26 protein-coding genes and 1 riboswitch are annotated in these 26152 nt (G+C 46.8%); of the genes, 25 read left to right on the top strand and 1 reads right to left on the bottom strand.

All coding sequences use genetic code 11. The features are described 5' to 3' along the window. Window positions 1-2: 2 nt before the first annotated feature. A complete protein-coding gene (gene sigF, locus GUA98_RS19005) occupies window positions 3-758 on the top strand; it encodes an RNA polymerase sporulation sigma factor SigF (protein ID WP_127537957.1) in 756 nt (251 codons plus the stop codon). A 73-nt stretch (window positions 759-831) separates the two neighbouring features. On the opposite strand, the gene GUA98_RS19000 is transcribed toward sigF, so the two are convergent. After that, window positions 832-1779 (bottom strand): DMT family transporter, encoded by a 948-nt coding sequence (locus GUA98_RS19000; protein ID WP_193724108.1) that lies wholly within the window; start codon window positions 1777-1779, stop codon window positions 832-834. 108 nt (window positions 1780-1887) lie between these two features. Here GUA98_RS19000 and GUA98_RS18995 point away from each other — a divergent pair, with 108 nt between their 5' ends. The 24 genes from GUA98_RS18995 to GUA98_RS18880 all read left to right on the top strand — a co-directional run bounded on the left by GUA98_RS18995 (window position 1888) and on the right by GUA98_RS18880 (window position 25971). Then, complete coding sequence (locus tag GUA98_RS18995) at window positions 1888-2799, top strand: helix-turn-helix domain-containing protein (protein ID WP_193724107.1); 912 nt, start codon at window positions 1888-1890, stop codon at window positions 2797-2799. A gap of 517 nt (window positions 2800-3316) precedes the next feature. Further along, window positions 3317-3973 (top strand): stage V sporulation protein AA, encoded by a 657-nt coding sequence (locus tag GUA98_RS18990; RefSeq protein ID WP_193724106.1) that lies wholly within the window; start codon window positions 3317-3319, stop codon window positions 3971-3973. Further along, entirely contained in the window at window positions 3960-4382 is a 423-nt protein-coding gene (locus tag GUA98_RS18985) for a stage V sporulation protein AB (RefSeq protein ID WP_193724105.1), read from the top strand. The genes GUA98_RS18990 and GUA98_RS18985 overlap by 14 nt, the downstream gene beginning before the upstream one ends. Window positions 4383-4468: 86 nt before the next feature. Further along, window positions 4469-6076 (top strand): spore germination protein, encoded by a 1608-nt coding sequence (locus GUA98_RS18980; RefSeq protein ID WP_153980770.1) that lies wholly within the window; start codon window positions 4469-4471, stop codon window positions 6074-6076. Window positions 6077-6183: 107 nt separating this feature from the next. Next, window positions 6184-7515, top strand: coding sequence for a diaminopimelate decarboxylase (gene lysA / locus GUA98_RS18975; protein ID WP_153979219.1), 1332 nt, complete (start codon window positions 6184-6186; stop codon window positions 7513-7515). Window positions 7516-7728: 213 nt separating this feature from the next. Then, complete coding sequence (locus tag GUA98_RS18970; RefSeq protein ID WP_095290511.1) at window positions 7729-8160, top strand: peptidylprolyl isomerase; 432 nt, start codon at window positions 7729-7731, stop codon at window positions 8158-8160. A 155-nt stretch (window positions 8161-8315) separates the two neighbouring features. Next, a riboswitch (FMN riboswitch) is annotated at window positions 8316-8480 on the top strand. Window positions 8481-8837: 357 nt separating this feature from the next. Next, on the top strand, window positions 8838-9941 hold the full coding sequence (ribD, locus tag GUA98_RS18965; protein ID WP_167301702.1) for a bifunctional diaminohydroxyphosphoribosylaminopyrimidine deaminase/5-amino-6-(5-phosphoribosylamino)uracil reductase RibD: 1104 nt from the start codon (window positions 8838-8840) through the stop codon (window positions 9939-9941). A gap of 46 nt (window positions 9942-9987) precedes the next feature. Then, complete coding sequence (gene ribE / locus GUA98_RS18960; RefSeq protein WP_193724104.1) at window positions 9988-10656, top strand: riboflavin synthase; 669 nt, start codon at window positions 9988-9990, stop codon at window positions 10654-10656. 39 nt (window positions 10657-10695) lie between these two features. After that, window positions 10696-11934 (top strand): bifunctional 3,4-dihydroxy-2-butanone-4-phosphate synthase/GTP cyclohydrolase II, encoded by a 1239-nt coding sequence (locus GUA98_RS18955; protein WP_095359245.1) that lies wholly within the window; start codon window positions 10696-10698, stop codon window positions 11932-11934. Window positions 11935-12019: 85 nt separating this feature from the next. Continuing rightward, the gene (ribE, locus tag GUA98_RS18950; protein ID WP_153979218.1) at window positions 12020-12487 is read left to right on the top strand and encodes a 6,7-dimethyl-8-ribityllumazine synthase; all 468 of its coding nucleotides are present in this window, start codon (window positions 12020-12022) and stop codon (window positions 12485-12487) included. 102 nt (window positions 12488-12589) lie between these two features. Then, window positions 12590-13390 (top strand): segregation and condensation protein A, encoded by an 801-nt coding sequence (locus GUA98_RS18945; protein ID WP_095290518.1) that lies wholly within the window; start codon window positions 12590-12592, stop codon window positions 13388-13390. Next, the gene (gene scpB / locus GUA98_RS18940; RefSeq protein ID WP_193724103.1) at window positions 13359-14033 is read left to right on the top strand and encodes an SMC-Scp complex subunit ScpB; all 675 of its coding nucleotides are present in this window, start codon (window positions 13359-13361) and stop codon (window positions 14031-14033) included. The genes GUA98_RS18945 and scpB overlap by 32 nt, the downstream gene beginning before the upstream one ends. Window positions 14034-14234: 201 nt before the next feature. Beyond that, a complete protein-coding gene (locus tag GUA98_RS30190; protein WP_193724102.1) occupies window positions 14235-14954 on the top strand; it encodes a DUF2953 domain-containing protein in 720 nt (239 codons plus the stop codon). 186 nt (window positions 14955-15140) lie between these two features. Then, window positions 15141-15626, top strand: a complete 486-nt coding sequence (gene ytfJ / locus GUA98_RS18930) for a GerW family sporulation protein (protein WP_153979214.1) — start codon at window positions 15141-15143, stop codon at window positions 15624-15626. A gap of 131 nt (window positions 15627-15757) precedes the next feature. Beyond that, window positions 15758-16945, top strand: a complete 1188-nt coding sequence (locus GUA98_RS18925; RefSeq protein WP_193724101.1) for a D-alanyl-D-alanine carboxypeptidase family protein — start codon at window positions 15758-15760, stop codon at window positions 16943-16945. 96 nt (window positions 16946-17041) lie between these two features. Further along, window positions 17042-17647 carry a nucleoside recognition domain-containing protein gene (locus GUA98_RS18920; protein WP_397331555.1) on the top strand — a complete coding sequence of 202 codons (606 nt, stop codon included), beginning with the start codon at window positions 17042-17044 and terminating at the stop codon, window positions 17645-17647. Between the two features lie 7 nt (window positions 17648-17654). Further along, complete coding sequence (locus GUA98_RS18915) at window positions 17655-18188, top strand: spore maturation protein (RefSeq protein ID WP_095290528.1); 534 nt, start codon at window positions 17655-17657, stop codon at window positions 18186-18188. A gap of 66 nt (window positions 18189-18254) precedes the next feature. Continuing rightward, window positions 18255-19073 carry a S1 family peptidase gene (locus GUA98_RS18910; protein WP_153979211.1) on the top strand — a complete coding sequence of 273 codons (819 nt, stop codon included), beginning with the start codon at window positions 18255-18257 and terminating at the stop codon, window positions 19071-19073. A 229-nt stretch (window positions 19074-19302) separates the two neighbouring features. Next, window positions 19303-20052 carry a pseudouridine synthase gene (locus GUA98_RS18905; protein ID WP_095290531.1) on the top strand — a complete coding sequence of 250 codons (750 nt, stop codon included), beginning with the start codon at window positions 19303-19305 and terminating at the stop codon, window positions 20050-20052. 132 nt (window positions 20053-20184) lie between these two features. Continuing rightward, complete coding sequence (locus GUA98_RS18900; RefSeq protein WP_193724100.1) at window positions 20185-20712, top strand: redoxin domain-containing protein; 528 nt, start codon at window positions 20185-20187, stop codon at window positions 20710-20712. Window positions 20713-20726: 14 nt separating this feature from the next. Beyond that, on the top strand, window positions 20727-22400 hold the full coding sequence (locus GUA98_RS18895) for a cytochrome c biogenesis protein ResB (RefSeq protein WP_127537968.1): 1674 nt from the start codon (window positions 20727-20729) through the stop codon (window positions 22398-22400). After that, window positions 22397-23659: a cytochrome c biogenesis protein CcsA gene (gene ccsA / locus GUA98_RS18890; protein WP_193724099.1), complete on the top strand. Its 1263-nt coding sequence runs from the start codon at window positions 22397-22399 to the stop codon at window positions 23657-23659. The genes GUA98_RS18895 and ccsA overlap by 4 nt, the downstream gene beginning before the upstream one ends. 142 nt (window positions 23660-23801) lie before the next feature. Then, on the top strand, window positions 23802-24518 hold the full coding sequence (locus GUA98_RS18885) for a response regulator transcription factor (RefSeq protein ID WP_017687664.1): 717 nt from the start codon (window positions 23802-23804) through the stop codon (window positions 24516-24518). 55 nt (window positions 24519-24573) lie between these two features. Further along, window positions 24574-25971 (top strand): ATP-binding protein, encoded by a 1398-nt coding sequence (locus GUA98_RS18880; protein ID WP_193724098.1) that lies wholly within the window; start codon window positions 24574-24576, stop codon window positions 25969-25971. Window positions 25972-26152: the final 181 nt, after the last annotated feature.

Here is a 26152-nt window from a genome sequence, read left to right as displayed (position 1 = left end):
TAATGGATGCTGAAGTGAAACCATCTTCACAGACCTATTTGGACGATGCCGAGGTCAAACGGCTGATTGCGCTCAGTCAGTCGGGTGACCATGTCGCACGGGATACGCTGGTGAACTGCAACATCAGACTCGTCTGGTCTGTCGTTCAGCGTTTTATGAACAGGGGATATGAACCGGAGGATCTGTTCCAGATTGGTTGTATCGGCCTGCTCAAATCGGTGGACAAATTCGACCTTAGTTATGATGTGAAGTTCTCTACCTATGCGGTACCGATGATCATCGGAGAGATTCAACGTTTCCTGCGGGATGACGGAACCCTCAAGGTTAGTCGTTCCCTGAAAGAAATGGCGAATAAAGTCCGCAAAAAAAGGGACGAACTGTCCAAACACCTTGACCGTCTGCCAACGATCAAGGAAGTGGCTGAACAACTGGGGGTGACCCCGGAGGAGGTTGTTTTTGCCCAGGAAGCGAACAAACCGCCGACGTCTATTCATGAGACCGTGTTTGAGAACGACGGGGATCCGATTACATTGATGGACCAGATTGCCGACGAATCTCAGGAACGCTGGTTTGATAAGCTGGCGCTCAATGAAGCGATCGGAGGCCTTAGTGAGCGGGAACGACTCATCGTTTATCTACGGTATTACCGGGATCAGACGCAGTCGGAGGTCGCGACGAGGCTGGGGATTTCTCAGGTTCAGGTTTCCCGGCTGGAGAAAAAGATACTTCAATCGATTCGCGATCAGATCGCGCAGTAGATGGTGGAGTACGGACTCCAACACAGGTGCTGAATCGCCAATATACGACAACTAACAACCTTTCATCGCGCTCCTAACGCGAGTGAGGTTGTTTGTCGTTCAATCGTTTAGATGATCCTGAGCGATTGAATTGCATGATCAGAATCAACCCGATAATACAGGCAGTACCCAGCCATTGATAGAAACCAAAGGGTTCATGGAGCCATACGACGGTTGTACCAACGGCAGCCAGAGGTTCGGCACTTCCAAGCAGGCTGGTCTCCTTGGGTGTAAGGCTTTTTAAACTCGCAATGTAGAACCAAAAAGCAATCATCGTCCCAAAGATAATAGTAAATATTAAATACCCGTATGTTTCAGTCGAGATGCTGGCAAAGTCCGCTTTCCATGGCGGGTGGATCAAGCTAAGTCCCAGACCACCAATAATCATGGCCCAGCCGACGATAACAAGTGAATCGAATTTCTTAATCAGCTGTACAGCATAAAGGGTATAGAATGCAGCGGCTACCCCGGATAATAATCCCCATATGACGGCAAGCCAGGAGACAGATAACTGCGTAACCGAGCCATTTGTCAGCAGTAAAAAACAGCCCAGGAGTGCGAGGATGCCGCATGCAAGGTCCTTGCGCGTGAGTACAGCCTGCTTCCGCAGTGCGATGTAGATCATGATCATGATGGGGGAAAGGTACTGAAGGAGAGTGGCAACCGCGGAGTTACCGTGTTTAATGGAAGCCATATACGTATACTGTACAGCGAGCATACCTGCTAATCCAAATAGGATCAGTTGTACAGCTGTCTTTGTATTTCTCCATACATCCATAATCTGTGATCTACCGTGTGTAGAAGATTGAATAACCAGAAGCAGGGTACCAGCGCTCAGCAATCGAACGGTTACATACCAATTGACTTCAATACCATCCAGTTGAAACAGTTTTTGCGATACGGTTCCTCCGATTCCCCAGCAGATGGCTCCTGTTAGAACAAGGAGGATACCCGATATCTTGGAACTTGCAGAAGTTGTCACTCTTGATCGCCTCACCTTAAATATAAGAATAGTGCTATATTAAGGAGAAATGCGATATATTAATATCAATATCACACGTAAAAATATAAATATATTGAGATGAGGCTTATGCAAAAGACTGAATTTATCATTGATCAAAATTTGAAGGAAATGACGAAGCATCGGACCGATACTTTACCTGTCGCCTGTTATGAAACGACCATTGTGAATAATATACATGGACACATCCCCCTGCACTGGCATGATGAATTGCAGTTTGTTGCGGTTCTCCAGGGCACAGCGTTGTTCCATATCAATGACCAGAGAATTAGTGTAACCAAAGATAATGGCATTTTTATTAACAGTGGAGTCATGCATATGGCCGAAGATCATGGAGGGAATAGTAACTGCATTTATCTATGTCTGAATTTGACGCCCCAACTTGCAGCGCCTTCAGATCTGTACGTAAAGTATGTGCACCCCTATATAACGGCTACCAATTTGCCTTTTCTCTATATAGATGGGGGCATTGCCTGGGGAGCACAGATTTTGGAGGTCATCAGGTTAATTAGAACGGAGCTTGTAAGTCAAACCCCTTATTACGAATTGAAAGTGGCTTCAGCACTGCTGGATATGTGGACACTTTTGATTAAGAACGGATATGCGTTAGAGTATGATGCATCCGAGATGACCAGGAGCAGAAGAATGAAGGATATGCTGCAGTGGATTCATCTGAATTATGCCGACCCGGTCAGGTTGGAGGATATTGCAAGGACTGGACAGTTAAGCCGATCGGAGACATGTCGCTATTTTAAGCAAATCCTGCGAACTACACCCATGCAATATGTTATGGATTACCGGATCCAAAAAAGCATTGAACTTCTGCGGTTCTCGGGCCGAAGCATCACCGAAATCGCGTATGAGGTGGGTTTTAACAGCACGAGCTATTACATTAACCAGTTTCGGAAAAGCATGAAAAAGACGCCTTTACGATACAAAAGAGAGCTTGCCGAGAAGAAGCCAGAGGAACGAAAAAATTAAGCGTTTTTCTGCCAGGTTATCCAGTCTAGTCGCCACATGGCGGCTTTTTTTTGTTGTGGAAAAGGCTAGTTTTTAAGTGTTGTTAAATGTAAAACAGTTTTTCTCTCGACTACCCACCCGCCAGCATATTTTTTCAGTCTTTTGGAAAGCGGGGACACATGCAGCAGAGGGATGGAATCGGTCGAAGGAGAGAACTGCAGGGGGTTTGCATCATACTTACACTAGCAACGCAGGCGGCAGAATAAACCTGAAGAAGCGAAGCGTTCGCCTTTGACTCCGAATTTCTACAACATAAAATTGAATTAGGGAAATTTGGAGTCAACAGCGATCGGAAGGTTGGTCTGCCGCCGAAGTGCCCGCGTGTAGGTTCTAATCTGTAACATTCGAAGAACAGCGGCCAGTGACCGATCCATCCCGGAGCATCTGCTTGTCCCACGACCTTTTTCCAACCGGAATGTAATAAATTTGCACATTCTTCAAATACTAACCTAAATTACGCAGTAAAGGAGTGTTTCGGATGTCTCTGACACCCACTCCAACGGTCTATATTCGTCTGCGCAGCCGTATCCGCATTCAGAGGGGCAGAGGCGTCAAGCTTGGTGATATCGCTCATGTATTAACCTCTCCGGAAGAGGGAGAAAAAAGGCTGCTTGAGCTTGAACTGCTGCGCCCGGGACCGGAGGACGGCAATCTGATCCTGATTGACATTTTGCAGATCATTCCTCAGATACGGCGCATGCTGCCGGAAGTGACCGTCGAACTTATTGGTTCGGGGCATACGCTGGTTGAGGTCGTTGCGGGAACGGGCAAACCTTCCAAATCTCTATTCATCCTGGTCTGGCTGCTGTTGTTCTTTGGATCGGCCCTGACCATCATGAATTTCCATGCAGATGTGAACATGCAGGAAGTTCAAATTCGAATCGTGGAAATGATAACGGGTCGCCGGGACGAGCATCCTTATCTGTTTCAGGTGGCATACTCCATCGGAATCGGGTTTGGTATGGCTGTATTCTTTAATCATTTATTCAAGAAAAAGTGGAATGAAGAACCTACTCCGCTTGAAGTGGAAATGTTTTTATATCAGCAAAATGTAGACAAGTTTGTGGTCATTGAAGAAACCGAACGAATGCATGAGCAGGAACGCGGGGAGATGAATGCCGATGAGCGTTCTTAATGGTGCGATCAGTATTGTACTTGGAATTGCGGGAGGAGTTGCCGTAGGTAGTGGTGTGATCGCCCTCATTCTCGTGCTTGATATGATCCCCAGATTGGCACAGCTGACCCGTTCTTATGACAAAACGCATTGGTATGAAGGGTCACTGATCGGAGGGTCGCTCGTCGGAACCATCGCGGATTTCTGGCATTGGAAGGTACATGGGATACTGATCCTGAGTCCGATTATTGGGTGCTTTTGCGGTGTGTTTATCGGCTTGCTTGCCGCGGCACTGACCGAGGTATTGAATGTGCTGCCAGTACTTGCTAAACGTCTGGGTATGAAATCGTATTTGTTTGGACTGCTGCTGGCCATGATTTTGGGCAAAATGACAGGTTCCTTATTTGACTTTTTTGTATACCAGCGTTAGGCCAAGGAATCGAAGGAGGAAAGAAAATGGATGTGAGATCTGATAATGCTGGACAGGGTTCAGGTGAGGGAGTACCCGAAGAGCTGATGCATAAGAGTCCTTATGAGATTCAAAAGGAAGAGGAGCGCAGGGCATACGAAAAAAAGAAGCAGGATGAGATGTCCGATAGTGTTGAAGAATCGGTACAGTACTGGCAGGACAGGGATGATATCTCCGCTCGTATGAGTGAGAACAAGTATACACTGAAGCAGGTTTTGGGTCTCGGGGAGTCCTTTGATGTCAATATGAGAGAGATGGTCCTGGGAGGCAAAAATGTCGGATTATTGATGCTGACGGGATTTGCAAAAGACGAAATTTTGCTGGAAGTGTTGAAAAGACTGACCTATCTTACCCCTGATCAAATATCAGGCCATGCGCTTAAGTCGTATTTCGATTGTTACATTCCACATATCCAGGTTGAGAAAGTCGATAAAATGAGTGCTGTCATCAACAAGGTTCTTACGGGGATGAGTGCTTTGTTTGTTGAAGGGGACCGCTCCGTATTAGTGATGGATACACGGAGTTATCCGGTACGATCACCCGAAGAACCTTCTCTCGAACGCGTAGTCCGTGGGTCAAGGGATGGCTTTACCGAAACACTGCTGACCAACGTGACATTGGTAAGACGCAGAATTCGCGACCCTGGATTGAAGTTCGAGATCATGCAGGTGGGCCGAAGAACACAAACCGATGTTTGCGTAGTGTACATCGACGATATCGTCGATAAAGTGCAGGTGGACTCGGTCCGCGAAAAAATCAAACGGGTAGATGTCGATGGCATACCGGCAGCAGATAAACAGCTGGAGGAAGCGATTATCAATAAGGGATGGAACCCATTCCCTCTGGTGCGCTACTCGGAGAGGCCCGATGTGACAGCATCTCACCTGCTTGAAGGAAGAGTCGTCGTATTCGTTGATACATCGCCAAGTGTCATGATTTTGCCTACAACCTTCTTCGATCTGTGTGAGCATGCAGAAGAGAACAGACAGACTGCGTTTATGGGGACTTACTTGCGTTGGGTCCGCTTTGCCGGCATATTAATTTCGTTGTTTTTGCTGCCGCTATGGATGCTGATGGTGATTGATCCTGCGCTCAAACCGATGGGGCTGGATTTTATTGGTCCCCAAGAGAATGTGAAGCTCCCGATTATTTTGCAGTTCCTTCTGATTGAACTCGGGGTCGACTTGCTGCGTATGGCGGCAGTTCATACCCCTACACCTCTTGCATCGGCGATGGGCTTGATTGCAGCCATATTGGTCGGGGACATCGCTGTAAAAACAGGATATTTTGTCAATGAGGTCGTTCTGTACATGGCTATTGCTGCCATCGGTATGTTTGCGACACCAAGCTATGAGCTGGGGCTTGCGAATCGGCTGGTGAGGCTGGTCCTGCTGATTGCTGTTGCCATGTTCAAGGTGCCGGGGTTTGTCGTGGGTACAACTTTACTCATTATAGCGCTGACCATACATCGGTCCTATAATTCCTCTTACTTATGGCCGTTTATACCGTTTAATGCAAAGGCTCTGGGAAACTTTCTGTTCCGTATGCCTCTGCTTGAAAGTAAGAAACGTCCATCATTTAACAAAACAAGAGATAACACCAAAATGTCCGATGATCCGGACGGTGAAAAGCGAAAAAGTAAAAAACACAAATGATCTGCCTAAAAATCCATTCTTCTCGCTGACGAATTTGATATACTGGTGTAAAATCATTGGAATAGAAGAAGCTGTTCCAGTATATAAAAAAGTGAGGAATGCTGATTATGTATTTACATGGTACAAGTAAAATAAATGCTCAAGGCCATCTGGAAATTGGCGGAGTAGATGCAACGGACTTGAAAGAACAATTTGGAACACCACTGTATGTTGTGGACGAGCAATTGGTTCGCGATCGCTGCAGAGAATACATGGATGCATTCCGTGCTTCTGGACTTGGTTTCCAAGTGGCATATGCAAGCAAAGCTTTTTGCGTTATGGCGATGTGTGCTCTCGCTGCGGAAGAAGGGCTCTCCCTGGATGTGGTTTCGGACGGTGAACTGTTTACAGCACTGCAAGCAGGATTCCCTGCTGAACGCATTCATTTCCACGGCAATAACAAAACATTGGAAGAGATTGAAATGGCACTTGATGCCGAGATCGGCTGCTTCGTTGTGGATAACTTCAACGAATTGCACTTGCTGCAGGCTGTAGCTGCAGAGAAAAATCGTCAAGTGAACATCCTGCTTCGTGTGACGCCTGGTGTTGAAGCGCATACGCATGAATATATCTCCACTGGTCAAACAGATTCGAAATTCGGATTTGATATCGGTAACGGAACAGCATTTGAAGCGATTGAGCTGGCTTCCAAACAGTCCAACCTCGTATTGCTGGGTGTTCACTCCCACATCGGTTCTCAAATCTTTGAGGTGGAAGGCTTCCAAATGGCGATTCAACGTGTAGCTGAATTCGCTGCAAGCGTATATGAGCGTATCAACGTAGCGTTCAAAGTGGTTAACCTGGGCGGTGGATTCGGTATCCGCTATACAGAAGGGGATACTCCGCTTGAAGTTGCACAATACGTTAAAGCCATCACAGATGCTGTCAAAAATCACTTTGCCCAAATTGGATATGACGTTCCGGAAATCTGGGTTGAACCAGGCCGCAGTATCGTTGGTGAAGCAGGTACAACGCTGTATACCGTTGGTACGAGCAAAGACATCCCTGGTGTACGCAAATATGTCGCAGTGGATGGCGGCATGACGGACAACCCGCGTCCGGCACTGTATGAATCCAAATATGAAGCTGTACTTGCCAACCGTGCAAATGAGTCGGCTCAAGAGACCGTATCGATTGCCGGTAAATGCTGCGAGAGCGGCGACATGTTGATCTGGGATCTGGACCTGCCTAAAGTTCAGAGCGGTGATCTGCTTGCCGTTGCCTGCACAGGTGCGTACAACTACTCCATGGCAAGCAACTATAATCGGATTCGCCGTCCGGCAGTTGTGTTTGTCAAAGACGGCCAAGGTGATGTGGTTGTACGTCGTGAAACGTATCAGGACATCATTCAGAATGACCTCGTGCCTGAGCGTATCGCTAAACAGCCTGTAACCCGTTAATGTTGAGGAATACGAAATAGTAAAAAAGACAAAAAGGAACATTCCTTTTTGTCTTTTTTTTGCCTTTAAGCCCAACATTGCAGAAAAAATTGAGGTTTATTTTGCGGTTGGACTCATTTCGGTGTACACTAAGAAAAGTGCTGTAGAGCTTGGCCCAGGGTCATGCTGAATGGCACCACTAACGATGGTCAATACGAAAGGAGTCATTTACATATGGCGAAACAAGCGAAAATCAAAATGGCAAACGGCGGAGAAGTTCTAATCGACCTGTTCGATCAAGAAGCTCCAAACACAGTGGCAAACTTTGAGAAACTGGCTAACTCCGGCTTCTACAACGGTCTTGTGTTCCACCGCGTAATTCCAGGCTTCGTTGCACAAGGCGGTTGCCCTAACGGAACGGGTGCAGGTGGCCCAGGATACACAATCAACTGTGAGATCAATCCTAACAAACATGAGCGCGGAACACTTGCAATGGCACACGCAGGCCGCAACACAGGTGGAAGCCAGTTCTACATCTGCTACCAGCCACAGCCGCATCTGGATGGACAACATACCGTATTTGGTAAAGTAACCAAAGGTATGGAGTTCGTAGATGCTTTCGAAGGTCGCGACAAAATGGAAACTGTTGAAGTTGTAGAAGTTTAATCGTTATCCTTAGTGATAATAATGACCGTTTCGTTGATAAGACGAAGCGGTTTTTTTATATCCTTTTGCTTATTAAAAGTTAGTATGTGACAAAAAGGAACAAAAAACAATTGATTTTTCGGCGTTAAAGTGCTAACATCCAATTAATAACGAAAGCGATCCTTCAGGGCAGGGTGCAATTCCCTACCGGCGGTGATGCACCTGTGTGAGGATATCTATCCAGCACTGTTGCAAAGTCCGTGACCTGTCTGCCTGTGGCAGATGGCTGATCTGGTGCAATTCCAGAACCGACAGTATAGTCTGGATGGGAGAAGGAGAGGGTGCAGCCCTAATTGGACTGCATTCCGCAGATGCGTTGCTGCACAGCAGACGAGGTTTATTTCTGTGCAGGGAAAGTCGGTTATCCGGCGGTTTCCATACATATGCCACATCATAGAAGCTCTTTACCTGTAATTGTGTTCTTTAGGTATGTGTTTGCTTTCACTTGCCTGAAATGGAATTATGGCGGAGTGCTGTTGGCAATCGTATCAACTTCATCCTGCTGGTGACACATGTCTCTCATCATCCCTACCCGAACGATTGTTCGAGTGGGGATTTTTTATTTGGATATGGTATAACCGCCTCTCTGCTCGATGGGAGGCCTATAATTTAAGATTCTAACCGTGGGGTGACCGGACTTGGAAATGATTAATGATGAATTTTATATGGGGCTTGCGTTGGATATGGCAGAACGTGCACAGGGGCAAACGGGGATTAACCCTGTCGTCGGATGTGTTGTTGTAAAAGAAGGCCGGGTTGTAGGTCTGGGAAGTCATCTCAAGCGGGGTACGGGCCATGCGGAGGTACACGCATTGAATATGGCTGGCAGCGATGCTGAGGGCAGTACGGTCTATGTTACGCTGGAGCCTTGCAGCCACTATGGCAAGACGCCGCCATGCAGCGAACGTTTGATTCACGAGAAAGTGAAGCGTGTCGTGGTGTGTTGTGAGGATCCAAATCCGCAGGTATCCGGCAGAGGAATCAGTATGCTGCGTCAACAAGGCATTGAGGTTGAAGTTGGCATTCTGCGTGAGCGCGGAAGACGTCTGAATGAAAAATTCATTAAGTACATTACCACCGGTTTGCCGTTTGTCACCTTAAAAACGGCATCCACGCTGGATGGTAAAATTGCAACCCGCAGTGGAGACAGCAAATGGATCTCCAACGAACCCGCACGGGAAATCGTACATGCACTCCGCCATCGTCATCAGGGCATCATGGTTGGTGTGGATACGGTTATTGCAGACAATCCGGAGCTGACCACCCGCCTCCAAGTCGAAGGGATCAGTCCTGTGCGAATTGTTGTCGATTCGAAGCTGCGTCTCCCGGTTGGAGCCAAGATGGTCAAGGATGGACTAGCACCGACATGGGTACTTACAACCGATGAGGCGAGCCCCGAGGCGGCCGAACGTCTGGAAGCCTACGGTGTAGAAATTATCCGCTGTGGTCCCGGGCCACGTGTGGATCTGCTGAGTGCGCTTAGCAAGCTGGGAGAACGGGAAATCGGCTCCATCCTGCTTGAAGGCGGAGGTACGTTGAATGGTGCTATGCTGGAAGCCAAATTGGTTGATCGGCTGTTGATGTTTATCGCTCCAAAGATTGTGGGCGGATACGACACACCAGGAAGCTTCCGATTCGAAGGAGTGGAGCGCATGAGTCAGGCCATTCAATTGAATCAGCTGGAAATTGAGCAAGTTGGAGATAATATCAGTATTGGTGGAATCCCTGTTTGGCCTGAATAACGTAGCGAATAAGCAAGGCAAGATATAAGCATAAGGAGGCGGCAGCATGTTTACCGGTTTGGTGGAAGAGGTCGGTCAGATTCGGCGTATCGGTCGAAAAGGCGAAGCATTGGTCCTGAATATCGGAGCTTCCGCCATCATGGACGATCTGAAGATTGGTGACAGTGTATCTGTAAACGGAGTATGTCTTACGGCAACGACGCTGGAAAGCGGAGGATTTACCGCAGATGTAATGCCTGAAACCTACCGTCATACTAATCTGAGTCAGCTGCAATCAGGCAGTAAAGTGAACTTGGAACGGGCGATGCAGTCGGGTGGGCGTTTTGGTGGACACATCGTACAAGGACACGTGGATGGTACGGGGGTCATTGGCGGGATCACACGTGATCAGAATGCGGTTGTTTTTGAGATCAAACCTGACGACCACGAACTGTTCAAATATTTGATTCCAAAGGGCTCGGTAACCCTCGATGGCATTAGTCTCACCGTGGTGAAGACAACAGAAGCCTCGTTTACCGTATCCATTATTCCTCATACCATTGGAGAAACGGTGCTTCAGGTGAAAAAGTCGGGGGATACCATCAACATTGAATGTGACATTTTGGGGAAATATGTGGACCACCTGCTCCATTACGGCAAAGGGCATCCCGAAACGGGGGCTGGCAAATCGAAAAGCATCAGTGAAGAGTTTTTGGCCAACCATGGCTTTGCATAAGGAACATAACCATTACAAAGAGAGACTGGAGGGGAACTTATGTCAGATCAATCCATACTAGATCCCATAGAGGAAGCGATATACGATTTGATGCGCGGCAAACCCGTCATTGTTGTGGATGATGAGGATCGGGAGAATGAAGGGGACTTTATCGCGCTGGCAGAGAAGGCTACACCTGAAGTAATCAACTTCATGATTACCGAGGGCAGAGGCCTGGTCTGTGTTCCCATTACGCAGCAGCGTGCGGATGAGCTCAACCTGAAGCCGATGGTTCAGCAAAATACGGACTTCCATGGAACGGCATTTACAGTTTCCGTGGATCACAAGGATACAACAACAGGCATATCTGCACATGAACGATCCATTACGGTGAAAGGTCTAATTGATCCGGAAGCCAAAAGCAGTGATTTCCGCAAGCCGGGGCATATGTTCCCACTCATTGCCAAAGACGGAGGCGTGCTTCGCCGCGCCGGCCACACGGAAGCTGCTGTTGATCTGGCGATCATGTGCGGTTCCTATCCGGCTGGTGTGATCTGTGAGGTCATCAAGGAAGATGGCACAATGGCGAGACTGCCTGATCTGCAGGAGATTGCCCGCAAGCATGACCTGAAGCTGATTAGTATTCAGGACATGATTCGTTACCGTAATGAGAAGGAACAGCTGGTTCAACGCGAAGTGGCTGTCCGCATGCCTACGGATTTTGGCGAGTTTCAAGCAGTGGCCTATACGAATGCAGTGGACAATAAAGAGCATGTAGCATTGGTAAAAGGTGAAATCGACTCTTCCAAGCCCGTATTGGTTCGTGTTCACTCCGAATGTCTTACAGGCGACGTATTCCACTCTCATCGCTGTGACTGTGGACCGCAATTCGATGCAGCACTCAAACAAATTAATGATGAAGGCAACGGCGTTCTGCTCTATATGAGACAGGAAGGCAGAGGCATTGGACTGATTAACAAGCTCAAAGCCTACAAGCTGCAGGAGGAAGGGCTGGACACCGTAGATGCCAACCTGAAACTCGGGTTTGCCGCTGATCTGCGTGATTATGGTATTGGTGCACAGATTCTGAAGGATCTCGGCGTTCGCCAAATTCGTCTGTTAACGAATAATCCCCGCAAAATCAAAGGCCTTGAAGGTTATGGTCTTGAAGTGGTGGAGCGTGTTCCAATCCAGATGGAAGAGAACGAGGATAATACGCTTTATCTGCATACCAAGCAGGCGAAGCTTGGGCATATGTTGAAGTTCGATGATATCGAACAGAACGAAGAGAAAAACTAATCTTTTTGATCATGTAATTTATGGAAAAATAAATGCTCACAATCGGTTAATTACATTACATTATACATTAGAGGAGATGACTTAAATGCCGAACTATTTTGAAGGACATTTGGTATCGGAAGGTTTAAAATATGGAGTGGTTGTAGGACGTTTTAATGAATTTATCACAAGCAAATTGCTCAGCGGAGCACTCGATGCGTTCAAACGTCACGGCGTGCAGGACAGTGAAGTCGACGTAGCCTGGGTTCCAGGAGCTTTCGAAATCCCGCTGATTGCACAAAAAATGGCGGAGAGCGGCAAATATGACGCTGTCATTACACTGGGAACGGTTATTCGTGGCTCAACGACACATTATGATTATGTGTGCAACGAAATGGCAAAAGGAGTGGCAGCCATTAACCTCAAAACGGGCGTGCCTACGATCTTTGGTCTGGTGACAACGGAGAATATTGAACAGGCGATTGAACGTGCTGGTACGAAGGCTGGTAACAAAGGTTGGGATGCTGCCACGGCTGCAATCGAAATGGCGAACTTGACGAAACAGCTAAAATAGTGCTTATTTAATGTAGTGCCCTGCTCTGCGCAGACGAATTCGGGAGATCGGATTCGGCGGCTTAGCGGGGTTTTGTATTTTTCTGGCGGGAGGATTCGTCTAGTGACGGTAGTTACATATAAACTGGAAACTTTTGAAGGGCCTTTGGATCTGCTGCTTCATCTGATCGATAAGGCAGAAATTCATATCCAGGATATTCCCATCAGCGATATTACCGATCAATATATGGCGTATCTGCATTCGATGCAGGAATTGGAGCTGGATATTACGAGTGAGTTTTTGGTAATGGCAGCAACGCTTCTGTCCATCAAGAGCAAACTTTTACTGCCCAAACCACCGGTGATTGAGGACTTTGAGGATTATGATTATATGGAAGAAGAAGATTATGATCCACGTGCGGAGCTGATTGCACGTCTGATAGAATATCGCAAATACAAAGGAATAGCCCGTCATCTGCATGAGCGGGAATGGGAACGGAGCCTTATTTTCTCCAAAGAGCCTGAGGACCTCAGGCCGTATATGCCTGTGGAGACCCAATCCAATCCTGTAGAGGGTTTGCATACTTCGGATCTGATTGCCGCTTTTCAGAAGGCACTGCGTAAGGCAGAGAAGCGTACAACGGTTACACGAATTCAGCGTGATGAGATCTCGGTGAAGGATCGTATACGTGATGTCGTTGGAGCTCTGGAGAGTATGGGACCGGGAGGAAGGCTGTTATTTTCCAAACTGCTGGATGATCAGATTTACCGGCATGAAATTGTAGTCACATTTTTGGCTGTACTGGAACTGATGAAGATGAAACAGATTGTCTGTTATCAGGAGCGGATGTTTGAGGATATCGTTATGGAGTGGAGAGGGGAAGCAAGGAATCATGGATTTTCCGAAATTGAAGTCGATTATTGAGGGGCTGCTCTTTTTGTCCGGAGAGGAAGGTCTAAGCATCAAACAAATTGCCGAGATCGTGGATCAGCGGGTGGAGCTGGTATCAGATGCCGTAGAGGAAATGATCGCCGACTTCATGAACCAGGGGCGAGGCGTTCAAATTCTCAAAATTGCGGGAGTGGTCCAGTTGGGAACACTGCCGGAGCATGCTGCGTATTTTGAAAAGCTGGCTTACTCTCCTGCGCGGACTTCGTTATCTCAGGCTGCACTTGAAACACTTGCCATTGTGGCGTATCGTCAGCCGATTACACGGATTGAGATCGAAGAGATTCGCGGTGTGAAATCCGAACGGGCCATCCATACACTGGTCAATAAGGATTTGATTGAAGAAGTAGGACGAGCCGAGGCGATTGGACGACCTATATTGTATGGAACAACCAAATCGTTCCTCGACTATTTTGGACTTGCTTCACTTAAAGATCTTCCGGAGCCAGGTTTGTTTGAAGACTCTGAGAATCTGGAAGAAGAGACACAGCTGCTGTTTAACAAGCTGGATGGACAACAGGTGGACTCGGGAAGCACGAATCTCAATGATCTCAATGAGTTTGACCACGAAAATATGGATAACCATGATGAGGTACATGACGAGGATCTGGATTCGTAAGATCGAATGGTTCATAGGAAACAGTAATAAACAGTAATAAACCGGTGCCTGATAAGGTACCGGTTTTTTGCATGCCATGAATCCTTAGCAAACGCGGGAATTTCAACTCCTGAATGGAATTTTCAGGTCAGCCGTGAATTATTTCCTATATAGAGTGTCATACTAGACGTGTAAAGAATTGAGGGCTTGGAGGTAAGGCCTGTGTGGATTTGGCTTGGAGGAATCGGCTTGTTCGCCGCACTGCTGCTTGCCGCTGTTCTCATCTCGAATGTTCATGTGCATTTTACGTTCCGTAAACATAAAAGCGATGATTTCGCGCGGATCAACGTCCGCCTCTTCTACGGAATTGTACGAATTAACTATGAAATACCAAGTATCGTCTTTCGTAACATGAAAGAAGGTTTCCTGGTGAAAACCGAACAGAATGTGAATCATACGCATGGAAAAGCAGAGGGGAACGAGCGTGTTAACAAACGCAAAGTCAAAAAGTGGGCAAAAGACGTAAAGATCATGATGAGGGCTACGGATGCACTCAAAATCTGGGCAAGACAGACGCTGAACCGTCTACATATAACTCAGCTGTCCTGGTCGACCCGAATAGGTATCGGAGATGCAGCACACACCGCTATTCTTACGGGCTGGGTATGGAGCATCAAGTCGATTATCATCGGTTTTTTATCGTATCAGATGCAATTTAAACGTCCGCCCATGCTTGAAGTGGTTCCTGTTTGGGAAGATGAAATGGAGTTTCAAACAGAACTGAACTGCAAAATGAAAATTCGTATTACGGCGGTTATGCTCGCTGGAGTGAGGCTAATGACACGGGTACTAGAAGTGGATGGCGGATGGCGGATGTGGCTGAAAATACTACGGGAACAACGACGCAGACACAAGCAGAAATTGAAGGAGCAACAAGGCTAATTGGGATACGTGCAGCTCGTTACTGTATCTTGGTTGCAATTGGTTCTGACATCGTGAAAGTGTCTCCATAAATGTTGGGTGCTGTTTCCTTGCTTGTTCTGCTCTGAGACTTACATAGTCTGTTCAGGTTTGGGGATGATATGGTTAGATCAAACCTAGTTCAAATTGAAACTGGAGGGAATTCAAATGTCAGATCATCCAATTCAAGGCTTAATGGAAACCGCAATGGAGAATATCAAGGCCATGGTGGATGTTAATACCATTGTTGGCGATGCGGTAGAAACACCAGACGGCACGGTTATTCTGCCGATCAGTAAAGTCGGTTTTGGATTCGCCGCTGGAGGCAGCGATTTTCATGTGAATGATGGAAAGAGCAAAGAAGGCAGCTCGGTCCCTGGTGCAAAGACTGAAAGTGCTCATTCAGCCAACGTTGCTTCACCATTCGGTGGAGGTAGTGGTGGTGGCGTATCCATTCGCCCGATAGCCTTCCTTGTTGTTGGAAAACAAGGCGTGCACATCGTGCCACTGGACAACTCCACTCATCTGTTTGAGAAACTCATTGATTCTACACCTTATGTTCTTGACAGATTACAGGGGATGTTCCAGCGTAATACCTCTCAAAATGATGACTCTGGCGTACGCGTTACACCGGATCATACCACTTACAGCTAAGCCGCTTTATCTGGATCCCTTATCACAGATCTTTGTGAGAGGGATTTTTGCTGTTTGGAAAGATGGGACATACTTTAGGTTGTCCGAACATAAGTTAGTACAAGATTCCAGTGACCCGGAGGAATGAATTGATGCGAATGTTTAAGAAAGTAATGATTGGTTTGCTTGTACCGCTGCTGCTGCTGCCTTTCATACAGGTGGCTGGAGCTCAAGGAACGATCCCTAGCCCATCAACCCATGCGCAGAGTGCAGCGCTTATTGACGTGACTTCTGGAAGAATCCTGTACAGCAAGGACGGAGATAAGGAACTGCGTATTGCCAGTCTGACCAAAATCATGACAGCCATTGTTGCCATTGAACAAGGGAAACTTGATGACAAAGTAAAAGTATCCTCAACCGCTTTTGCCAAGGAAGGGTCATCCCTTTATCTCAAATTGGGAGAAGAAATGACACTGGAAAACATGTTATACGGTTTAATGCTGAGGTCTGGCAATGATGCCGCTTCTGCTATTGCAGAGCATGTTGGTGGATCAGAAGAAGGCTTCGTCCTGTTAATGAACCAAAAGGCAGAGGAAATTGGACTTAAGCATTCGCATTTTATGAATCCACACGGTCTTGATGCAGATGGACATTATTCCACAGCCAATGACTTGGCCCGTTTAACGGCTTATGCACTGCACAATCCTGTTTTCAAACGAATCGTTGCTACTGAGGACAAATCAGCGCCTAATCCGAATGAGAGTTGGGAGTACTCTTGGCACAACAAAAATAAAATGCTGCGATTGTATGAAGGCGCTGACGGGGTGAAAACCGGATATACCAAAAAGGCGTTTAGGTGCCTGGTTAGCTCCGCAACCCGGAATGGTCAGCAGCTGGCTGCCGTCACGTTAAATGATGGAGATGATTGGAATGATCATGCACGCATGCTTGATTTTGGATTTGAGAATTTCCCTTTGGTGGAGATTGCTCAAAAAGAGCAGCCAGTGGCTAACACGGATGTTATTACGGGACGTGGATTTACTTATCCGCTTGCAGAGAGCGAGAAGTCGGGCGTAACCAAAAAGCTGGTGCTAACGACCAATTCATCAGAGACCAGAAGCGAAAAGAATGAGGAGCAGCTGGATCCGTCCTTCGGCCTCGCTGGGCGCATTGATCTGGAGCTCAAAGGGGAGTTCATTGGTTCAATCCCGGTGTATCGCAAAGGCAGCTATATCCCACCTGAGCCGAAGTCAGAAGAAGCAGCACTTGGCGAGATTGGTGAAGTTTCAACATGGGCAACGGCATGGCGGGCGGTGCTAGGTCACTTGTTATCTCCATAATCATCAGGAAGCATGAGTATGTCATTCATGTGGTACAACACGATGTACTGTGCTTCCAGAGGAGGTTTTAACGTCTTGATTAACGTAATCTGGCTTATGATGATTGTTGTCGGGTTTGGCTTTGCAGCCGCGAAAGGAAATATTGAAGTTGTTACCCAGGCTGCTTTTGATGGGGCGGCAACGGGTGTAACCGTATGTTTTGGATTAATTAGTGTGCTTGTCTTCTGGATGGGGATGATGAAAATGGCAGAAGATGCAGGATTGCTTGGCAAAATAGCCAAACTGCTGGGTCCGGTTGTTGCCTTTTTGTTTCCTGATGTGCCCCGGAATCATCCGGCTATGGGTTATATTTTGTCCAACATGAGCGCTAATCTGCTTGGTCTCGGCAATGCGGCAACGCCAATGGGAATCAAGGCCATGCAGCAGCTGCAGGAGCTGAATCCCGATAAACAAACGGCTTCCCCTGCAATGTGTACATTGCTCGCACTAAATACGGCAAGTATAACCATTATCCCGACCACTCTTATCGCCATTCGTTTGAACTATCATTCAGCCAATGCAACAGAGATTGTAGGCACCACGTTGATGGCAACGATTATCGCCACACTCGCCGCCATTATGGCAGATCGCTGGTATAGGAACAGGACCTTAAACAGACCGCCACGTGTTATAAAGAGCCGTAATTCCAGCATGAAAGGATGAATCCATCATGTTAACCTTCATCAACTGGATTTCCGTCTGGGCCATTCCGGTTATTATCGCGTTCGTTCCCTTATATGCGTTTACTAAAAAAGTTCCGGTATATGAATCCTTTGTTGATGGAGCAAAAGATGGATTTTCCACAGCGATCAGCATTATCCCGCATCTGGTGGGAATGATGGTAGCCATCAGTGTTTTCCGGGCTTCAGGCGCACTGGATTATGTTATCAGTCTGTTCGCTCCGCTTGTATCCTGGATGGGCGTTCCCGGAGAAGTACTGCCACTCGGCATATTACGTCCATTAACCGGGACAGGCTCTCTTGCTTTTACAACGGATCTAATTAAAACATATGGCCCGGATTCCATGATCGGACGTATGGCTTCCACAATCCAAGGGAGCACAGATACAACCTTATATGTACTGACCGTATATTTTGGAGCCGTTGGCATACGAAATGGCCGATATGCTCTCAAAGTTGGGTTGTTTTCTGACTTGGTCGGTTTTATCGCCGCACTGGCTATTTGTTTGATTGTTTTTGGTTAAAATTTATCGACTCTCCTTCCGATATAATAGATATGCTAGAATGGTAGCGGAGGAGGAGAGTGACACATGCATAAAAGGATAAAACAAATGCTCCGCTTAGGTATGTCAAGCATCATTGCTGTTTCTTTGCTTGCTGGACAGACAGGCATGGCGGCTGCTCAGGCGGTCAATACGATTCATTTTACAGGTTACTTTGACAAACAACTGCGTGCACAAATGGCCGTTACTGCAGATTCATTCCCTGTGGTGAACGTCCGTCTGGTCAAACAGGATGAGCCGGATATGGTTTACTATGACGTGGGGACTTCCATACTGATCTCCAAGGATGAAGTTCTGACCAACTACCATGTCGTTCAGGAGTTTGCCGAACTGAAGGATGGCGACGAAGGTACGTTAACCGTAGCGAGTCCAGGTCACTTGGAACGCCCCATCAAAGCAAAGATTATCAAAACAGACCCCGTCACAGATATGGCCTTGCTGAAGCTGGACAAGGACATGGATGCAGAACCGGTTACGTTTGCAAGCGCGAGGGATAACCAGATTGTATATACGATTGGATTTCCGAAAAATCCTGCCGGTGATCTAGTGCTGCTGGACGAAGAGTTTCCTTCAACCTATAATACGATTGCCAAAAGCAGGGTATACAGCAGCCAAGCTTCGGATGTGCCGGGCAAAAAGGGAATTGGCAGTATTGTGAAAGCCATGGCACAAGGCAATTCCGGGGGGCCAGTTCTCGATCAGAATAATCGGGTCATTGGTATGATGACGTTTGTATATGGCGGGAAAACCTATTATATTACGTCGAAAACATTGCAGTCTTTCATCAAAGAAGCTACATCACCTGCCAAGAAACAGATTGCTGTCGCAGGCAAGGTAACCAGTTAACCCTTGTCGTTAACGTCAAGTGAATATACATATTCACAAAAACTAAACATGCTCATCTTCAACGTTCCTGTCACGGTGCAGGAATTGGGAAGATGGGCTTTTTTAATTAAATATGCACGAGATCTTGGCTGAAAAAGGGCATTATCGCCTCCTGTTTACATTTTCCTTGGATTATCCTTGTGATTTCCCGCCTTGATGGGTATCATTAGTGTGAGGTGACATGACAAACATGGAAAGATTACAAAAAATTATCGCACAGGCAGGTATTGCATCGCGCCGCAAGAGCGAGGAACTGATCCTGTCCGGCAAAGTGGAAGTTAACGGGGAGGTCGTAACCGAACTGGGTACAAAAGCGAACCCCGAAGAGGATATGATTACGGTTAATGGAAAACCGATTCGCAGTGAAAAGAAAGTGTACTTGATGTTGAACAAGCCCAAAGGTGTGATCACGAGTGCATCTGACCCGGAAGGACGGAAAATTGTATCCGACTATCTTAAAGGTGTCAAAGAACGTGTATATCCGGTGGGACGACTGGATTACGACACAGAGGGTCTGCTCATTTTGACCAATGATGGTGAGTTCGCTCACTTGCTGACGCACCCTAAACACCATGTACCCAAAACGTACCTGGCAACGGTTAAAGGCGTTCCGCATGGTACTGCCCTGGAGAAATTAAAGACAGGCATTATGCTGGATGACGGGATGACGGCTCCGGCAGAGGTGGAGTACAAGGATGTGGACACAGCTAACAATGAAGCTGTCATTTCCATTACCATCTACGAAGGTCGTAACCGCCAGGTAAGACGTATGTTCGAGGCGATTAACCATCCGGTAACGCGCTTGAAACGGATCTCCTTTGGTGGCATTTTGCTGCAAAACCTTAAACGGGGACTGACGCGTAATTTGACCAAAGAGGAAGTCAATAACCTGATTACCCTCGCAAAATCGGAACCCGCCAAAAAAATGAAAAAAAGGTAATCTGAGGACACATAATTTTCATAAAACCGCCGCAGTTTTGTGACGAAATTCGCTATAATTGTTCATAGGATGTTCACAGTTGGGAGAGACAATGAACAATTACGAATCAGTCACTGCAAAGGGGAGCAGCACATGGGGAAATCAAGAAGAACGGTGCAAATCGTCATTTTGTTATTGATCCTGGTGTTGGGCGGATATGCGATCACCACATCGGTATCCGGCTCGAATGGCAAGCCGAAAGAAGGGGACAAGGCTCCTTCTTTTGAATTGCTGGGCCTGGATGGTCAAGTGCATACGTCTGAAGAATATGAAGGTAAGGCCATGGTGATCAATTTTTGGGGCACTTGGTGTGAGCCCTGTGTGAAAGAGATGCCAGCGCTTCAAGCTCAAGCAAACAAGTGGAAAGATCAGGGTGTTCAATTTATCGGCATTAATGCTGGAGAAGATCAGATGACCGTGGATAATTTTGTTCGTCAGGTGGGCGTCAATTTTCCGATTATGCTCGACCGGGACAAAACTTCGATTCGGGATTTCGGAATCTCGCCGATGCCTACAACCTTTTTCGTATCAAATACAGGCAAAATCTCTACCATTCATATCGGTCAACTTGATTTGGATACGCTTGACGCTCAAATTTCACAACTGGCGAAGCAGCCCTGACAGGAGGTCTAGTCGTGTTCCAGAATACCAAATGTGAATGTGGACATCAGAACCCGGTCGGTACCGTACTCTGTGAAGCATGCGGTAAACCGCTGCTCGAAGCTGAGGCTAAATCGAAAGAAGTTCTGGAAATGCGCTATGATGGCAGGGCCCGTCGTTCGCAGCGCAGCAATCCGAATATCATTGATCGTGTGTGGAACTTTTTTTCATCCGTGAAGATTGCAGTCTATCTGATTGTATTTACCCTTGTAGGGTCCATGTTGGGAACCATCTACCCTCAAGAGAGTACGTTTCTCAACATTGATCCATCTGTGTATTACAAAGAAACCTATGGACAGTTGGGCCATATCTATTACCTGCTGGGTCTGTCCCATACATACGAATCCTGGTGGTTCATCCTATTGCTTGTTATGATCGGGGCTTCACTCGTCATATGCAGTTTAGATCGGGTGCTTCCGCTCTATAAGGCACTCAACAAGCAAAAAATCCGTAAACACATGCAGTTTCTAACGAGGCAGCGTCTGGTATACCAAGGTCCCATTGAAGAGGGGGCAGAAGAATGGATTACGAAAGCGGTTACGCCGCTTAAAAAGAAAGGATATCGAGTGCATACAGAGGGAGGTGCGCTGCTGGCCGAGAAGCAACGATTCGCCCGGTGGGGACCCTATGTCATTCACATCGGTTTAATTATTTTTCTTCTGGCTGTGTTGGCCCGTGGCCTTCCCGGACTGAATCTGGACGAGCATGTTGCCTTTCCGGAAGGCGAGATCAAGAAAATCCCTAATACCTCTATGTACTTGAAAAATGAACAGTTCAATGTTGAATTTTACAGTGAAGAGGAAGTTCCAGAGCAGTTTCGCAATTTGAATAAAATTGTTCCAAAACTGTTCGAAACCAAAGTTGTGCTCTATGAATGCACCGCTGATTGCTCGGATCTATCCAAGAAGCCTCAATTAAATGAGGTTGCCCGGCATGATGTAAGGGTGAATCATCCATTAAACTATCATGGGTTGAAAGCGTATCAGTTCGATTATGACCTTACGCCTACGATTCGCTCGGTAACTCCTGATTTGGTCGATGCCAAAACAGGGGAGAAGTACGGTTCATTCCAGATTGACATGGTCGATACAGAGCGATCCTTCGAGGTAGGTCCATACTCACTTACCGTAAAAGACAAGTTTATGGATTTTGGACTTGATGAAAACGGTCAGCCCAAATCCTTATCGCCTTCACCTAATGCACCAGCCTTTTTATTTGTAATCAAAGGACCGGAGCTGCCTGAGGAAGGCATTCAATATCTTTATTTCGCAAAACAGGTGGATAAACAGCGTTTTCGCCAGGATTCAATAAACCAGCAGCTGATAGGGGGAGAAATTCCTCTGCAGCTTGAAGTGGACAGCATGGATAAGGTTGATATCATCCAATCCGTAAGTTATCTGAATATACGTGTAGATAAGGCAATGCCATTTGTCTGGGTTGGAGCCGGAATTGTGATGTTGGGATTGGTCATGGGCTTCTACTGGCATCACCGTCGTATCTGGATCCGAATTGATGATGGTCAGCTCACGCTGGGAGGACACACCAACAAAAACTGGTTTGGCTTCAGGCGTGAAGTATCAGCCGTGTTAAAACAGATGAATCTTGAAGTGGATGAGAAGTCGTTGGATAACGGGGGGAACCAAGGATGAGTTTATTGGATTTCAGCAGCGACGCATTTATTGTATCTTTTTTTCTCTATTGTGCTGCATTTTTGTTATACGGTATTGCTGTTATGGGCAAGAAGTGGAGTAATCGAGATCCTCAGGCTCATGTAGCCAGATGGGGGAAAAGAGCATTTATCGCTTCAATCGTTGCACTCGCGGCGCATTTCGTTTTCTTTTTTACGCGCTGGGCTGGAGCAGGCCACATCCCTGTCAGTAACATGTATGAATTCATGACTTTTTTATCCATGATGATCATGGTCGCATTTATTGTGGTATATGCCATCTATCGAAAATCATTGCTTGGACTGTTTGCATTACCACTTACCATTATTATTATGGCATATGCCGCCGTATTCCCACAGGAAGTACAGCCTTTAATCCCCGCATTGCAATCGATTTGGCTTAAAATTCATGTAACGCTTGCTGCCCTGGGTGAAGCCTTCTTCGCGGTTGGATTCGCAGCAGGCTTCATGTATTTGCTCCGTACCGTTGATTTCAGCGGGAAAGACAAATCGTCCAGACGTCAGCGGGGCTGGGTGGAGTTTACCTTCGTTACGATTGTCGTTGTAATCGGGTTTATTGGAACCGTATTTGCCTTTCGTGCGACGGGGTACGAGGCGGTTTTTGTCCAGAAAACGGCCAGCATTGACACAGAGGTACAGGAAGATAGTACAATAGAGAAAGTGATTTATCGCATGCCTCCAATTTTTGCACCTTATCAGAGTGAAGTGGAGAGTATGACACCGTTTCTTGGGATGAAGGAACCTCTACTTGAGACGCCATCCTGGATGAACGGAGTTAACGCCGGACGCAAATTGAATACGGTAGTCTGGTCATTGATTGTAGGTTTGATTCTCTACGGAATTATACGATTAATCGTAAGAAGACCGCTTGGACAGGCACTACAACCTATGCTGGACGGCATTGATGCTGATGATTTGGATGAAATCAGTTATCGTGCGATCGCCATCGGTTTTCCGATATTTACTTTAGGGGCATTAATTTTTGCCATGATTTGGGCTCAGATTGCCTGGAGCCGTTTCTGGGGCTGGGATCCCAAAGAAGTGTGGGCATTGATTACATGGCTTTATTATAGTGTGTACCTGCATTTGCGTTTATCCAAAGGGTGGCAGGGCCGAAAATCTGCCTGGCTTGCCGTGCTCGGATTCCTGGTTGTCATGTTTACGCTGGTAGGTGTGAACTTGATCATTGCTGGACTGCACTCTTATGCAGGAGCCGACTAGGATAGGCAGTTAAGCTAAAGTATTGGTGAAAAATCCATGAAACCATGCATGGCCCCTGCATTAAAAGTGGGCATTCAAATATTGTTCGCCAGATCGAACATAATAGAAGTGATTGGAGTTATTGCAAAGGGGCTGGAGTGGAATGGCAGAACATGAGAACCGGATACTGGTCGTGGACGATGAGGAACGGATCCGCAGACTTTTGAAAATGTATCTTGAAAAAGAAGGATATGAAATTGATGAAGCGGAAGACGGCGAGACAGCATTACGAAAAGCAACAGCTGGAGATTATGGCCTGATTTTGCTCGATGTGATGCTGCCTGGCATGGACGGTGTCGAAGTGTGCACTCGTCTTCGTCAGGTGAAATCGACTCCGGTATTGATGCTTACTGCAAAAGGTGAAGAGATTAATCGTGTTCAAGGATTTGAAGTAGGCGCAGATGACTATGTGGTGAAGCCTTTCAGCCCTCGTGAAGTGATTTATCGGGTAAAGGCAATCCTCCGTCGTTCTTCAGCAACTGCATATCTGTCCAAAGAAAGTAATTCAAGCAACAATATCGTATTCCCTCATCTGGTTATTGAGCATGACGCTCATCGGGTAACCGCTGGTGGGGAAGAGATAAGTCTTACACCAAAAGAATATGAGTTATTACATTACCTGGCGACCTCTCCGGACAAAGTGTTCTCCAGAGAGGAATTGCTCAAGGATGTTTGGAATTACGAGTTTTTCGGTGATCTCCGCACCGTGGATACACACGTCAAGCGTCTTCGTGAAAAGCTGAACAAGGTGTCGCCTGAATCGGCGGCTATGATTACGACAGTTTGGGGTGTGGGTTATAAACTGGAAGTACCGAAATAGTTTCAATTTCTGGAGATCACTGGTCGGGAAATTATGGATTACGATTATATGTCTCGTGGGCTGTGTGCTCATCGCGCTGGGTCTTTTTTTGCTGCCGTATATCGATACAAACTTTGCGGAGTCGGAGTCCAGAGACATCAAACGCCTGTTCACGTATGTCTGTATCATCGGGTTCAGTTTGACGACATTCTTCGCCCTCTTTCTGTTCACGAAGATCACGCAGCCGATGCAGCAGCTGATTCAGGCAGCCAATGCAATTCGCAAAGGAAATTACGGGACTAGGCTCTCTCTCGTGACTAGCGACGAGATTGGTGAACTGGCTAACACATTTAATCACATGGCTGCTCAACTGGAGGACAACATTCGGAACCTGAACCATGAGAAGGAGCATTTGGCAAGTGTGCTTCGTAGCATGACGGATGCCGTTGTTACTTTTGATGGTGAAGGTAAGGTTATTCTGACGAATCCTCCAGGGGAGAAGATCATGCAGGCTTGGTGTGACCTGGATTGGGCACAGGACGAAGAGGGGCAGGAAGTAAACAATGGGGATGTGTATTCCCGGGATGTTCCTGAACCGCTGATTCCTTTGTTCAAACTGGTTATGGAGCATGGCGGGGATCAGAGCTCGAATGTGCATGTTCAGCAGGGCGTGTGGTCTGTTCAGATGACACCTCTATATGCAGATAGTGTTGTTCGAGGTGCGGTTGCCGTTCTGCGTGATGTGACAGAAGAGGTTCGTTTGGAGAAAATGCGTCGTGATTTCGTCGCCAACGTGTCTCATGAAATACGAACGCCGTTATCCATGATGCAAGGTTACAGTGAAGCTCTCCTGGATGGCATGGCAGCTTCCCCCGAGGAAAGCGAAGAATTGATTCAGGTCATTCATGATGAGTCACTGCGTATGGGTAGACTTGTCAAGGATCTGCTTGATCTGGCCCGGATGGAAGCGGGGCATACCGATATGGCGATGAAGGAAGTCGATTTGGTTGAACTTCTGGAACGGGTGTACCGGAAATTCTCCGTACGCTCCAAAGAACAGGATATCCGGCTTCATTTTGAATGTAGTCAGTCTAGCATTATGCTTCAGCAGGCTGATGAGGATCGTCTCGAACAGGTATTTACCAATCTGCTTGATAATGCATTTCGTCATACACCACCCGACAAAAATGTCATTATTGCGGCCACATTGGCTGGAGATCATCGAACGTCTATGGCTAAAGTGTCGATTAAGGATGAGGGTGCGGGTATTCCTACCTCGGATCTGCCATTTATCTTTGAAAGATTCTACAAAGCGGATAAGGCTAGGGTTCGTGGAGAAAGTGTGGGTACTGGACTGGGTCTGGCGATCGTTAAAAATATCGTTGATGCACATCATGGTATCATTCATGTGAACAGTACGCTTGGCGAAGGTACAGAGTTTATATTACAATTTCCGGTGAATTCCCCGAAATAGCCGGATTTCATACGAAAATTGTGGAAACACCCTCCTGAGGAGGGTGTTTTTTTGTTGAAGTGTACCGTTTAATCTTGTTCAACGTGGAACATATAAAAGTTGATAAATTAACGAAACAATTATATTGTCCAAGATAATTTTCCCTCCAACGTGACATAAGCTTGAAAAACAAGGTAGTCAA

Source organism: Paenibacillus sp. P13VS (assembly GCF_015143645.1).
Classification (GTDB): domain Bacteria; phylum Bacillota; class Bacilli; order Paenibacillales; family Paenibacillaceae; genus Paenibacillus; species Paenibacillus xylanilyticus_A.
Note: the sequence above shows the minus strand (reverse complement) of the source record. Positions and strands in the feature narration are given on the sequence as shown.